Below are 11,958 nucleotides of genomic sequence, written 5' to 3' on the forward strand. Positions count from 1 at the left end.
GCAATGTCGGCTACTGCTTCGGTCTCAACCCCCCGCTGCCTCAGGAACAGAAAACCGTTTCAGTGGCTGCAGGCGTTTCGGGATCTGGGCCTCAGCGGCAGCGTCGTGGAGTTGCAGCGTCAGGGGAGGCACCTGCAAATCAATCAATCAAATCCCGCTAGGCAGATTGCGCAGGATCCCAGTCGGGATCGCTCAGTTGCAGCAGAGACCGGCGTACCCGCTGCTCCAAGGCCAGGTTGTGATGTCGGCGGCTGACCTGCAAAGCTGCCTGCAAATCCGAAAAAGCTGTTGCTTTATCTCCCATATTCCAGTAGGCCAGCCCTCGTCCGTACAAGCCATACTCGTCGGAGAGGTCAATCCGGTTCATATCCGCTTCCAGGCGAAAGGCCCGCTCGTAGTCGTCCAAAGCAGCTTTGATCTCCCCCAGCGCATAGAGAAGGTTGCCCCTGATGTAGAGAACGTTGGGCTGCTGGGGTTCTCTTTCTAAGCTGCGGCTGAGGTCGGCAATGGCCTCGTCAAAGTAATCACCACAGGCGTAGGTCACCCCCCGCTGGTAGTAATGGGCCGGGCTGGGATCCCAGTCAATAGCCTGCGACCAATCGGCCAAAGCCGCCTCCCAGGTGCCCAGGTAGCTGTGTAAACGGGCCCGCTGGGAATGGGCAAGCGCTGAGGTGGGATCCAAGCGAATGGCTTCATCCAGATGAGCTAGGGCCAAAGGCAGGGATCCCTGTTGCATGAGCAGGTTGGCCAAGCTGAGGTGGTGGGGGACATTGGGGTGTAGGCGCACCAGCTCAGCAAACTCCGCCGTTGCTCCCTGGAGATCCCCCTGAGATTGACGAATCAGCCCGCGATAAAAATAGGGTTCTGGTCGCCGCGGGGCCAACCGGATCGCCTGGCCGAAATCCTCCAGGGCCTGGGGAACTTGGCCGAGGGCAAAGTAGGCTTCTCCCCGCAAAATGTAGGCGTTGGCCAGGCAGGGATCCCGTTGCAGAGCCAAGCTGAGCTGTTCAATAGCCCCCAGCAAATCCCGGTTCAGCCACCGTTCTCGACCACGGTTGTAGGCCAAGATGGCCGGACGGGTAAAGGCAGAGATGGCGGCTGCACCCACCAGGCCCATCACTGCCAAAAGACGATCCTGCCGCCAGCTGGCCATGCTCCCCAGCAACAGGGCAACCGCAATCAAAAGGCGCAAACCGGCAGAGTCGTGGGCTCTGAACATACTGCTCTGCACCGCTGTTACGAACGTATCCTGTTTTTTTAATCTGCTCGCGAGCTTCTCTCTGATTCTGCCCGATTTGGCAGCGAAAAACGCCGAACAGCTCAAGCCCAAAAAGCTCCCGTAGCTCACTTGGATCAAGAGTAGAAAGGGGATCCCCGTGCTCCTCCCAACCCTTTAGCTTGTGGGGGTGTGGGGGTAGCTAAGCCCCGCACTGTACCCGTAGCGTCAGTGTCGGGATACAGATACCCCCACATGGTGTATGATGAGAGTAGTTGCACAAGACGGCTTTGCCGGAATCTGGTGCAGCTACGCGGTGGGACATCCCGTGTCTGCTCGCAGAGGGTTCTTGCGTAGGCTCCCCGATGAAGCGAGAAGCCCACACTGTACCCGTAGGGTCAGTGATGGGAGTATGTCACGCCCAGAGCATCAACCGCAGCTCATAGGGATCGTGCATATCGGGGTGAAAGGGCAGCAAGCGGATGGCTAACCCTTGCAAGCCGCTGGCCTCATAGCAAATCTGGCCGGAAAAGATGGCCCGATCCTCCAGCGTCTCCACATAGCGCAGGGAGATTGCCTGTCCTTTCTGAATCTGGCCATCATCCTTGACCGGCCCCTGATAAGCTTGCACAATCACATCCTGAGGTTGCAGGGATCCCAGCCGCACTTCCACCGTCACGGTGAGGGGATCCCTGGCCATCACCACTTGGTCATCCTGTGCCAAGGCAAGGCCGGCAGCGGCAGCTTTCTTCGGGGTTTCGATCTGGACGTTGAGAACCTGGATGTTGTACCAATGCTCCTGCAGGTGGTTTTGCCAACGAACGAACTGGCGGGCCGACTCGAAGTGGTCACGGCGCATGCGGTCGAAGTAGTTGCTGAGAGGAATGTAGGCTCGCTGGACGTACTCCAACACCATGCGCTGCGTGCTGAACTGGGGGCAATTGAGGCGAATCGCCTGCTTCATGCGCTGGATCCACTGATGGGGTAGGCCATCGCTGCCGCGCTGGTAGAAGAGAGGGGCAACCTCTTGTTCCAGCAGGTCGTAGAGGGCATTCGACTCCACCTCATCTTGATAGGCGCGATCCTCATACTCCTCACCGCGGCCAATGGGCCAGCCGGTCTGGTAATAGTCAGCCTCGTCCCACCAGCCGTCCAAAATACTGAGGTTCTGTCCACCGTTGGCTGCCGCCTTCATGCCACTGGTGCCGCTGGCCTCCCGGGGGCGCAAGGGGTTGTTCAGCCACACATCCACCCCGGCCACCATCAAGCTGGTGACATACATGTCGTAGTCCTCAATGAAAACCAAGCGCTGGCGAAACTCCGGCTGCCGCGACACCTGCACGATCTGGCGGATCAGCTCTTTGCCGGGTATGTCGCGGGGGTGGGCCTTGCCGGCAAAGATAAACTGCATCGGGTACTGAGGATGGTTGAGCAAAGCCTTGAGCCGTTCCAGGTTGTGGAACAAAAGGGTGGCCCGCTTGTAGGTGGCAAAGCGGCGGGCAAACCCAATGGTAAGCACCTCCGGGTTGAGGGCCTCAGAGGCCCGTTGGATCTCAGCCGCTGAGGCAGCCCGTTTCTGGAGCTGTTCCATCAAGCGCTCGCGGGTAAAGTTAATCAGGCGGGAGCGGCTGCGCTCGTGGGCCCGCCACAATTCCCCATCCGGAATCCGATCCACCTTTTGCCAGAGGGGATCCGAAGGAGGAGCCTCTGCCCAATCCGGCCCCAGGTAGCGGTCGTAGAGGGCTTGGTTCTCCTCCCCCACCCAGGTGCGGACATGTACCCCGTTGGTGATGGAAGTAATCGGCACTTCTTCCAGCGGGATCCCAGGCCACAGCCGGCTGAACATCTTGCGGGAAACCGCCCCATGCAGCTTGCTCACACCGTTCACAAAAGAGGCCATGTTGATGGCCAGCACTGCCATGCTGAAGGGAGATTGGAAGTCGCCAGTATTTTCCCGTCCCAAAGCCAAAAAGCGCTCCCGGCTCAGGCCCATCTGGCTGTAGTAGAAGCCGAGGTAGTAATCGATCTTGTCGGGCGGGAATAGGTCGATCCCGGCGGGCACCGGCGTGTGGGTGGTAAACATCTGGCTGGACTTGGCCACCTGCCAGGCCTCTTCAAAGCTCAGCCCCTGCTCCACCATCAACAGGCGAATCCGCTCTACTGCCAAAAAGGCCGAGTGCCCTTCGTTCATGTGGTAGACGGTGGGATGGATGCCAAGGGCGCGCAAAGCCCGCACGCCGCCGATCCCCAGCATGATCTCCTGGTGGATGCGCAGATCTTGGTCGCCACCGTACAGCTCATCGGTGATGTCTTGGTCGTACTGGCTGTTGGGCTCGATGTTGGTGTCCAGAAGATAGAGGGGCACCCTCCCCACCGTCACCTTCCAAATGCGGGCGAACACCTTGCGGTTGGGATAATCCACCTCAATGCGAATTTCGCGGCCCTCCGCATCTCTCTGCAGCTCCAGGGGCATGTTAAAGAAATCGTTAACTGGGTAGCGTTCCTGCTGCCAGCCGTCGGGGTTGAGGTACTGGCGGAAATACCCCTTTTGGTAGAGCAAGCCCACACCCACCAGGGGCAAGCCCAGGTCGCTGGCCGCCTTGAGGTGATCCCCGGCCAAAACCCCCAAGCCGCCTGAGTAGAGGGGTAGACAATCCGCCAAACCAAACTCTGCCGAAAAATAGGCGTAGCACTCCCCTTCCACCGCTTGGGCCGAACGATACTTGCGATACCAAGTGTCTTCCTGCAGGTAGCTCTGCAGTTGTTGGCTGGCCCGTTCCAACTGGGCCAAAAAGCCGGGATCCTCCGCCAACTCATCCAGCCGTTCCTGCCGGATCCGGCCCAGAAGAGCCACCGGGTTGTGGGCACAGGCATCCCACAGATCGGGATCCATGCGCCGGAATAGGCTGCGGGTTTCTACGTTCCAACTAAAATGCAGGTTGTAAGCCAACAAGCGCAGACTTTCCAGCGGAGTAGGCAGGTAGGGAGTGACCTTAAACGTGCGTAGCGGCTTCATAAAGACTGGGAGGAGCGTTGTTTCCACTGTCAGGCTACCTTGCCCTCAGCCTGAGGGCGTGGCTTTTTAACTTGAATGTCGATTTGTAATCCAGTGGATGCCGAGCTGTAATCCAACGGCTGCTCGAACTCCCTCAGGGCTCTATTTGGGATGGATCCGACTGCGCCCCTGGCCGATACGATCGCTGCCATTGCCACTGCGGTGGTGCCTGAACAGGGCAGCGTGGGGATTGTGCGCCTTTCCGGGTCACGAGCCCTTCCCATTGTCCAAGCCATCTTTACCCCTGCCCGCCGCAGCGCAGTCTGGGAGAGCCATCGGCTCCTCTACGGCTGGATCCGCGACGAGAAAGGCCAAATCCTAGACGAAGCGCTGGCCGTTTGGATGCAGGCCCCCCGTTCTTACACCCGCGAAGATGTGGCAGAGCTGCATTGCCACGGTGGCATCATGGTGGTTCAGGCCACGTTGCAACAATGCCTGCGGCAGGGGGCGCGGCTGGCTCAGCCGGGGGAGTTTAGCCTGCGCGCTTTTCTGAATGGCCGCATTGACCTCACCCAGGCCGAGAGTGTGGCCGATCTGGTGGCGGCCCGCTCCCCTCAGGCGGCCCGGATGGCCCTAGCAGGCTTGCAGGGTAAGTTAGGGGGATCCATTCGCGCCCTGCGCCAGGAGCTGCTGGGTTTGTTGGCAGAAATTGAGGCTCGCCTCGACTTTGAAGAGGATCTGCCCCCCTTGGACGTTGCCGCTTGGCAGGCCCGGCTCCAAGCTATTCAAGCCCAGATGCAAGCCCTGCTGGCCACGGCAGAACGGGGACAACTGCTGCGCACCGGGGTGAAGGTGGCCATTGTCGGGAGGCCCAATGTGGGCAAGTCCAGCCTGCTCAATGCTTGGTCAGGACAGGATCGGGCCATCGTCACCGATCTGCCCGGCACCACCCGCGACGTGGTGGAATCCCACCTGGTGGTGAAAGGGATCCCCGTTCAACTGCTGGACACTGCCGGCATCCGCGCCACCGAAGATCCGGTGGAACGGCTGGGGGTGGAGCGCTCCCAACGCCTAGCCCAGGCTGCCGATGTGCTGGTGCTGGTCATCGACGCCCAAGCGGGCTGGACGGCTGCCGACGCCGCCATCTACGAGTCGATCCGCCATCGCCCCCTCATCCTGGTGATCAACAAAACCGACCTCGCCCCGCCAGAGGGGATCCCTCTCCCCCCCGAGATTGCCCACCGCGTCCCCGCCGTTGCCGCCCAAGGGAAAGGGATCCCGGAGCTGGAAAGAGCCCTGGAGCAGTTGGTCACCCAGGGACGTCCCCAGCCCAATCTGGAGATAAGCCTGAACCAGCGGCAGGCCGCTGCCCTCCAACAAGCCCAAGCCAGCCTGGAACAGGTGGGGCAGGCCATCCAAGCTCAGCTCCCCCTGGACTTTTGGAGCATCGACCTACGGGGCGCCCTGCATGCCCTTGGCCAGATCACTGGCGAGGAGATCTCAGAATCAGTGCTGGATCAGATCTTCAGCCGCTTCTGCATCGGTAAGTAGCTCTCCTAACTCATACTCATTTTGAGTTTGTGTTACCATGGGCTCAGTTGGGAAGCCGAAGCGGATCCCCGATAATGGAAACACAATTAGGAGATTAGGCATGGTTACCGCCGAGAAAACCCGTCTCTACCCCACCCAGATCGATTTGCCAGCAGAGGCTCGCGCGCAACTGGTGGAGCTGCTCAACCAGTCCTTGGCAGACACGTTGGATCTGAAGACGCAGGTGAAACAGGCCCACTGGAACGTTAAAGGCATGCACTTCATCGCCTTGCACGAGATGTTCGACACTTTTGCCAGCACCCTGGAAAACTACGTGGACATGCTGGCGGAACGGGTTACGGCGCTGGGGGGCATCGCCCGCGGCACGGCTCGCATCGTTGCCCAAACCTCCACCTTGCCGGAGTACGATCTGGCCGCTGAAGAGGGTCGGGATCACCTGCAGGCTTTGGCAGCCCGTTACGCTCAATATGCAGCTTCCGTCCGCCGCAACATTGACCGCACCACCGAACTGGGGGATGCCGACACAGCAGACCTGTTCACCGAGATCTCGCGCCAGATTGACAAAGATCTTTGGTTTATCGAGGCTCACCTGCAGGCGTGACGCCAGCGAGGCCAGTCACAGGCAAGTGGATCAAGCAAAATGGGCGTTAACGTTCCCCTCCTGTATTTGGTGGCTCTGGCCAGTATCCTCGGCGTGGCGGGCTTCTTTGTCCTGCGGGAGGTGCTGCGGGTACGGGCCCAGGAAAAGGTCATCCGTGAGCTGCAGCCCCGCCTGAGCAAAGGCAAGGGATCCCCGCAGGAGCACTACGAGTTGGGCAGCGTCTATTTGCAAAAAGGCCTCTACGACCAGGCGGTTGCCCAGCTTAAAAAAGCCCTAGAAGTGGCCGGGGAGAACATTCCCCCCGTCTGCAACGCCCTCGGTTTTGCCTACTTCAGCCAGGGGCAGTACGACTTGGCCATCCGTTACTACAAGGATGCCGTGGCTGCGGATCCCGGTTATGTAACTGCTTGGAACAATCTGGCCCATGCCTATGAGAAGAAAAATCTCTATGGCCCAAGCCTGGAAGCTTACGAAACTGCCCTGAAGTTGGATCCCCGAAATGCCATTGCTAAGCGGCGCTCGGAGTCTCTGCGCAAACGGTTGCAGCCCAGCCCCTGAGGATCCCATCTGCAATTTCATCCGCAGAAATACTCTTGACCGCAGCACAGTTGTCCATAGGAGTTGGCTCTAAAGACTCCATCCTGCCTGTGCAGGCACTTCCTTATCCTCTCAAAAGAAGATTGATAATACTGAAATCTTGAGCGCAAATGTAAGATCCGGTATCGTGTTGCCTGGGCTGGTATTATGTCTTAAATAAAACGAGAGGCCATTTCATGGATTCGCAATCGGTAGCACCTGTGGTTTTGGTGATCCTGGATGGCTGGGGTTATCGGGATGCTCTCGATGGCAACGCGGTGCTGGCTGCGGAAACCCCTGTCCTGGATAGCCTTTGGGCTGCCTATCCCCACACCCTGCTGCAAGCTTCGGGTCGGGCCGTGGGCCTGCCGGCAGGACAGATGGGCAACTCTGAAGTCGGGCACCTGACCTTGGGGGCAGGGCGGGTGGTGCCGCAGGAATTGGTGCGCATCAGCGACGCGATAGAGACAGGATCCCTCTTCCAGGATCCCTTGTTGATGCAAGTTTGTCGCCAGCTCAGAGAGCGAGGGGGCCGTTTTCACTTCGTTGGCCTTTGCTCCGAGGGGGGGGTTCACTCCCACATCGACCATCTCTATGGGTTGCTCAAGCTGGCGGCCCAGGCTGAGATTCCGGCCTATGTCCACGCCATCACCGATGGCCGCGACACCTTGCCCCGCGATGGTGCCAGGGTTCTGGCCGCCCTGGAAAAAGAGCTGCAATGGCTGGGCAATGGCGTCATCGCCACCCTGAGCGGACGCTACTACGCCATGGATCGGGATCGCCGTTGGGAGCGCACCCAAAAGGCCTACGAGATCATGACCCAAGACGGCCCTGGCCGTGGACAAAGCGCCGCGGAGGTGATGGAAGCTTTCTATGCCCAGGATCTCACAGATGAGTTCATCCCGCCCACCCGCCTGGCTCCGGGGGCTGTGCAGCCGGGAGATGCGGTGCTTTTCTTCAACTTCCGCCCAGATCGCGCCCGCCAACTTACCCAAGCCTTTGTCTGCCCAGATTTCTCAGGCTTTCAGCGCCCCTTGCTGCCGGATCTCACCTTCATCACCATGACTCAGTACGAGGCGGAGCTGCCGGTGCAGGTGCTGTTCAAGCCCCAGAACCTGGATCACCTGCTGGGCCAAGTGGTGAGCGAGGCCGGCCTCAAGCAATTGCGCATTGCCGAGACGGAAAAATACGCCCATGTCACCTACTTCTTCAACGGCGGCATCGAGCAGCCCTTCCCCGGTGAGGATCGCATCCTGGTGCAAAGCCCGCTGGTGACCACCTACGACCAGGCGCCGGAGATGTCGGCAGTGGAAGTGACCGACAAGGCGATAGAGGCCATCGCCCGCCGCGAATACAGCCTGGTGGTGCTCAACTATGCCAACCCCGACATGGTAGGTCACACTGGCAACTACGAAGCCACCATCTGCGCCCTGGAAACGGTGGATCGCTGTTTGGGCCGGCTGCTGGCGGCAGTGGTGGATGCGGGAGGCACTACTTTGATCCTGGCGGATCATGGCAATGCAGAGCTGATGTGGGATGAGAACGGCAACCCCTGGACGGCCCACACCACCAACCCCGTTCCCTGCATTTTGGTGGAGGGGGAAAGGCGCAAAATCCCCGGCTGTGGCGGCGATGTCAAGTTGCGCTCCAACGGCACTTTGGCTGATGTGGCCCCCACCCTGCTGGAGATCTTGGGCCTGCCTCAGCCCCCCGAAATGACAGGACGTTCGCTTTTGCAGCCGGCAGAATACACCATCCTCCAGCGGCAACCCAGTCCTGTGGGGCGGTAGGTGCCAGGGATCCCTTACTCCGTCACTGGGATCCCTTCTTGGGCCAGCCATGCTGTTAGCTCTCCCCAGTTGCGATAGACAGCCAGAACCCGTGAGCGATCGGGGTGATAGGGGGCAGCCAAGCGCTCCAACTGCAAAAAGCGGGCCTGGGGAGGGATCACCGCCGCTTCGGGATCGGGGGGAGTGGGTCGGCGCAAGGAGCTGCTGTAGCCGCGGTAGATCAGCACCAGATCAGACTCTCCCTCGCTTTCCACCTCCACCCGCAGCACCTCTTGCGGGTGGTTTTGGCTATAGCGCTCCAAGGCCAAGGGCCAAGGCAGGGCCCTCATGCTTCCAGTTCCCCCTTATCAGTTCCGGGTCGCAGCCGCCAGACAAAGTAGAGGCTGTAGAGCAGGTAGGCCACCAGCCCCCAGGCCCCCACGCTCCCCAGCAGCTCCGGCGATACATTGGGATGGAAGATCTCCCGAAACCCCAGCGGTGGCCCAAACCAAGCCCGGCACTCCTCTGGCAGAGAAGTGCGGAAAGCACAGGGCACAAAGGCCCCCGAAAAGAGGATCCCGGCCCCCATATAACCAGTCAGGCCCCACCGCCAGAGCAAAAAGGCTCGCGCCGCCCAGGTTCTCGACTGCTCGAGAGCAGCACTCCAGTCCCGCCAAAACCAAAGACAAACCAAGATCAACAGCCGCGCCATTGCTCCACTGAGAAAGCTGACGGGCAGGCCCCCAATCATCAGGTACACCGTCACCGCCAAGAGGCTCGATACCCGCCAATAAACGATCAATAGCTGAATCAAGGGCCGCAACCCCACCGCAAAAGCCCAAATCAGCAGCAGCAATGGCATCACCACCGTCAGCGCCACTGCCAAGCGGTAGTCCAGCCAGATTGCATCCACCAGCCAACTCTGGGGAGTCATCCTCACCCTCTGCCACTCCTGCCCCTTAGTATATGAAACCTGGGGGATCCAGGACGGGACACAGAGAGTTACGGAATGTTAACGCCTGCTGACCATCCCCAGCAAAACTTTACACCAGACAGCTTTCAGAAAGTTTTCCATTTTGCCGCTACCGATCCCCGAAAGTGGTAGATTCTTAGCTAGCTCCTCAGAGGAGTATCCCTGTCGTTCGGAAGGCCAGCTGCCTGTCTGAGCGACCAGCGGAGTCTCCTTCAGACCTTGGCCCAACTTAATCTCATTAAGTATTGTTACTTAATCGTGTTATCTTGGGTTAAGGTCAAACCTTGAGAGGCATGACCTCGAAACCATGGCCCGTTCTTCCAGACTCCTCTCTCACAGTTCTACCCGTTGGAAGGCGACCCAGTGGAAGCCCAGACCACTGCCTCCCTTGGAGAATGCACCTCCTTCTCCGAAGCGGGAGGAAGAGACAGGGGATCCAGTTGCGTCAGAGCCACCCCTTGCCCTGGGGAAGCCCGATTTGGCGAGGAAGGTGAAGGGTGGAGCTAGGGGGGCAGCAGTTGCTGGCAGCGGGAGCTATGAAGCGCTGCAGCTGTGGCTGGTGCTGGTTACCTTGGGGGTAAGTCTGGCCATTGCCGTGGGAGTGGCCCTGGTTTACTCTCTGGGGGTAGCTGCCAACTACTTGCTGGGGGCGGTTGTTGGCGTGGTTTATCTGCGCATGCTGGGCCGCGGCGTAGCGGAGCTGGGCAAAAGCCGCAACCGTTTGGGGGTGACGCGTTTGGCTCTGTTTGTCGGGCTGATCGTTTTAGCCACTCAGGTGAAGTCTTTACAGATATTGCCCATTTTCCTGGGGTTCATGACCTACAAGGTCACCCTGCTCATTCATCTTGTCCAGACCTTGACCCGTTCATCTTCTTCTGTGTGATGCCCATGAACCTGTCCTTCTCCTCTCCTCCTCTTTTGGCAGAACTCGAGGTCGGCCATCACCTTTACTGGCACCTGGGCAAATTCACGGTTCACGGGCAGGTTTTGATCGCCAGCTGGATCGCCATTGCCCTGATCTTGACGGTGGTTATCTTGGGCACCCGTCAACTGCAGCGGGAGCCGGCTGGTCTGCAAAACTTTGTCGAGTATGCCCTGGAATTTGTGCAGAGCATTGCCCGTGCCCAGATTGGCGAGAAAAACTTCCGGCCCTGGGTACCCTATGTCGGCACCTTGTTCCTGTTCATCTTCGTCTCCAACTGGATGGGCAACCTCTTCCCCTGGAAGTTAATTCCCCTGCCGGAAGGGGAGTTGGCCTCCCCCACCAACGACATCAACACCACTGCCGGGTTGGCGCTGCTCACCAGCATCATGTATTTCGTGGCCGGCATCAGCAAGCGGGGGCTGTCTTACTTCAAAAAGTACATCGAGCCTACCCCGATTCTGCTGCCCATCAACGTTTTAGAAGATTTCACCAAGCCCCTTTCCCTGAGTTTCCGTCTATTCGGCAACATCCTGGCAGAAGAGCTGGTGATTGCGGTGTTGGTGTTGCTGGTGCCCTTGTTTATCCCCGTGCCGGTGATGGTTCTGTTCCTGTTTACGGGGGCGATTCAGGCTTTGATCTTCTCAACCCTCTCGGCAGCTTACATTGGAGAGGCGCTGGAAGGTCATGGAGGAGGGGATCACCACGATTGATCCCGCTGGTCGGTCGATCCACCTTGGCCCTTTTCGGGAAAATCATCTCAAGGGGGTCAGCGCAAGGGATCCCTTCTTTTGGTAAGGTTTGTTGGGGCTGACAGATTGGTTCTGAAAGCCGCCGACAAGGGAGTGATTTGAGGCTGTAGTGTATCAGACCCGATCACCTCTGAAGCTCAAGAGACGTTGTTGTTGTGTCAATCACCAAGGAGCATCTCACTATGGATCCGTTAACCTCTGCTGCTTCTGTTCTGGCTGCTGCTCTGGCCATTGGTCTGGGATCCCTGGGTCCTGGGATCGGACAGGGGAACGCCGCTGCTGCTGCGATGGAAGGGGTGGCCCGCCAACCTGAGGCGGAAGACAAGATCCGCGGCAACCTGCTGGTTAGCCTGGCCTTCATGGAAGCTCTGACCATCTACGGCTTGGTGGTGGCTTTGGTGCTCTTGTTTGCCAACCCCTTCGCCTAGTGTCCTACGGGGGCGGGCCGCAGCGATGGCCGAGGTGAGCCATATCCGCCCCCCAACCCGGCCTGACGGTAGACCTAAGTTTCTGTTGGGGTCATAACACCCATGCTCTTCCAAACTCTATTGGCTGTTGAAGCGGCTGAAAAAGGTGGTCTTTTCGATCTGGATGCCACCCTGC

The 11,958-nt window shown here is 59.2% G+C and carries 11 protein-coding genes; 7 read left to right on the forward strand and 4 right to left on the reverse strand.

Going from position 1 to position 11,958, the window contains the following annotated elements; all coding sequences use genetic code 11:
- Positions 1–157 precede the first annotated feature (157 nt).
- Positions 158–1,219, reverse strand: a complete 1,062-nt coding sequence (locus NW820_RS01420; protein WP_414406483.1) for a tetratricopeptide repeat protein — start codon at positions 1,217–1,219, stop codon at positions 158–160.
- 412 nt (positions 1,220–1,631) lie between these two features.
- Entirely contained in the window at positions 1,632–4,232 is a 2,601-nt protein-coding gene (glgP, locus tag NW820_RS01425) for an alpha-glucan family phosphorylase (protein ID WP_414406484.1), read from the reverse strand.
- Between the two features lie 150 nt (positions 4,233–4,382).
- Between glgP and mnmE the strand changes: the two genes are divergently transcribed.
- The 4 genes from mnmE to gpmI all read left to right on the forward strand — a co-directional run bounded on the left by mnmE (position 4,383) and on the right by gpmI (position 8,729).
- On the forward strand, positions 4,383–5,762 hold the full coding sequence (gene mnmE, locus NW820_RS01430; RefSeq protein WP_414406485.1) for a tRNA uridine-5-carboxymethylaminomethyl(34) synthesis GTPase MnmE: 1,380 nt from the start codon (positions 4,383–4,385) through the stop codon (positions 5,760–5,762).
- 100 nt (positions 5,763–5,862) lie between these two features.
- Complete coding sequence (dps, locus tag NW820_RS01435) at positions 5,863–6,363, forward strand: DNA starvation/stationary phase protection protein Dps (protein WP_414344460.1); 501 nt, start codon at positions 5,863–5,865, stop codon at positions 6,361–6,363.
- 39 nt (positions 6,364–6,402) lie between these two features.
- Positions 6,403–6,921, forward strand: coding sequence for a tetratricopeptide repeat protein (locus tag NW820_RS01440; RefSeq protein ID WP_011434229.1), 519 nt, complete (start codon positions 6,403–6,405; stop codon positions 6,919–6,921).
- Between the two features lie 215 nt (positions 6,922–7,136).
- A complete protein-coding gene (gene gpmI / locus NW820_RS01445) occupies positions 7,137–8,729 on the forward strand; it encodes a 2,3-bisphosphoglycerate-independent phosphoglycerate mutase (RefSeq protein ID WP_414406486.1) in 1,593 nt (530 codons plus the stop codon).
- A gap of 14 nt (positions 8,730–8,743) precedes the next feature.
- Here gpmI and NW820_RS01450 read toward each other — a convergent pair whose 3' ends face one another.
- A complete protein-coding gene (locus tag NW820_RS01450) occupies positions 8,744–9,058 on the reverse strand; it encodes a hypothetical protein (protein WP_414406487.1) in 315 nt (104 codons plus the stop codon).
- A complete protein-coding gene (locus NW820_RS01455; RefSeq protein ID WP_011434226.1) occupies positions 9,055–9,642 on the reverse strand; it encodes a DUF3177 family protein in 588 nt (195 codons plus the stop codon). Before NW820_RS01455 ends, NW820_RS01450 begins: the two co-directional genes overlap by 4 nt.
- A 517-nt stretch (positions 9,643–10,159) precedes the next feature.
- Between NW820_RS01455 and NW820_RS01460 the strand changes: the two genes are divergently transcribed.
- The 3 genes from NW820_RS01460 (at position 10,160) to atpE (ending at position 11,783) form a co-directional block, all read left to right on the forward strand.
- Positions 10,160–10,564, forward strand: a complete 405-nt coding sequence (locus tag NW820_RS01460; protein WP_238376806.1) for a hypothetical protein — start codon at positions 10,160–10,162, stop codon at positions 10,562–10,564.
- A gap of 5 nt (positions 10,565–10,569) precedes the next feature.
- Positions 10,570–11,316 (forward strand): F0F1 ATP synthase subunit A, encoded by a 747-nt coding sequence (gene atpB, locus NW820_RS01465; RefSeq protein ID WP_414349847.1) that lies wholly within the window; start codon positions 10,570–10,572, stop codon positions 11,314–11,316.
- A 221-nt stretch (positions 11,317–11,537) separates the two neighbouring features.
- Complete coding sequence (atpE, locus tag NW820_RS01470) at positions 11,538–11,783, forward strand: ATP synthase F0 subunit C (protein ID WP_235280127.1); 246 nt, start codon at positions 11,538–11,540, stop codon at positions 11,781–11,783.
- Positions 11,784–11,958 lie beyond the last annotated feature (175 nt).

The sequence above is a fragment of the Synechococcus sp. R55.7 genome (assembly GCF_047461955.1).
Classification (GTDB): Bacteria; Cyanobacteriota; Cyanobacteriia; order Thermostichales; family Thermostichaceae; genus Thermostichus.

Excerpts from the sequence above, each read along its gene's own strand:
- NW820_RS01420 (WP_414406483.1), bottom strand. The coding sequence starts at position 1,219 with ATGTTCAGAGCCCACGACTCTGCCGGTTTGCGCCTTTTGATTGCGGTT.
- glgP (WP_414406484.1), bottom strand. The coding sequence starts at position 4,232 with ATGAAGCCGCTACGCACGTTTAAGGTCACTCCCTACCTGCCTACTCCG.
- mnmE (WP_414406485.1), top strand. The coding sequence starts at position 4,383 with ATGGATCCGACTGCGCCCCTGGCCGATACGATCGCTGCCATTGCCACT.
- dps (WP_414344460.1), top strand. The coding sequence starts at position 5,863 with ATGGTTACCGCCGAGAAAACCCGTCTCTACCCCACCCAGATCGATTTG.
- NW820_RS01440 (WP_011434229.1), top strand. The coding sequence starts at position 6,403 with ATGGGCGTTAACGTTCCCCTCCTGTATTTGGTGGCTCTGGCCAGTATC.
- gpmI (WP_414406486.1), top strand. The coding sequence starts at position 7,137 with ATGGATTCGCAATCGGTAGCACCTGTGGTTTTGGTGATCCTGGATGGC.
- NW820_RS01450 (WP_414406487.1), bottom strand. The coding sequence starts at position 9,058 with ATGAGGGCCCTGCCTTGGCCCTTGGCCTTGGAGCGCTATAGCCAAAAC.
- NW820_RS01455 (WP_011434226.1), bottom strand. The coding sequence starts at position 9,642 with ATGACTCCCCAGAGTTGGCTGGTGGATGCAATCTGGCTGGACTACCGC.
- atpB (WP_414349847.1), top strand. The coding sequence starts at position 10,570 with ATGAACCTGTCCTTCTCCTCTCCTCCTCTTTTGGCAGAACTCGAGGTC.
- atpE (WP_235280127.1), top strand. The coding sequence starts at position 11,538 with ATGGATCCGTTAACCTCTGCTGCTTCTGTTCTGGCTGCTGCTCTGGCC.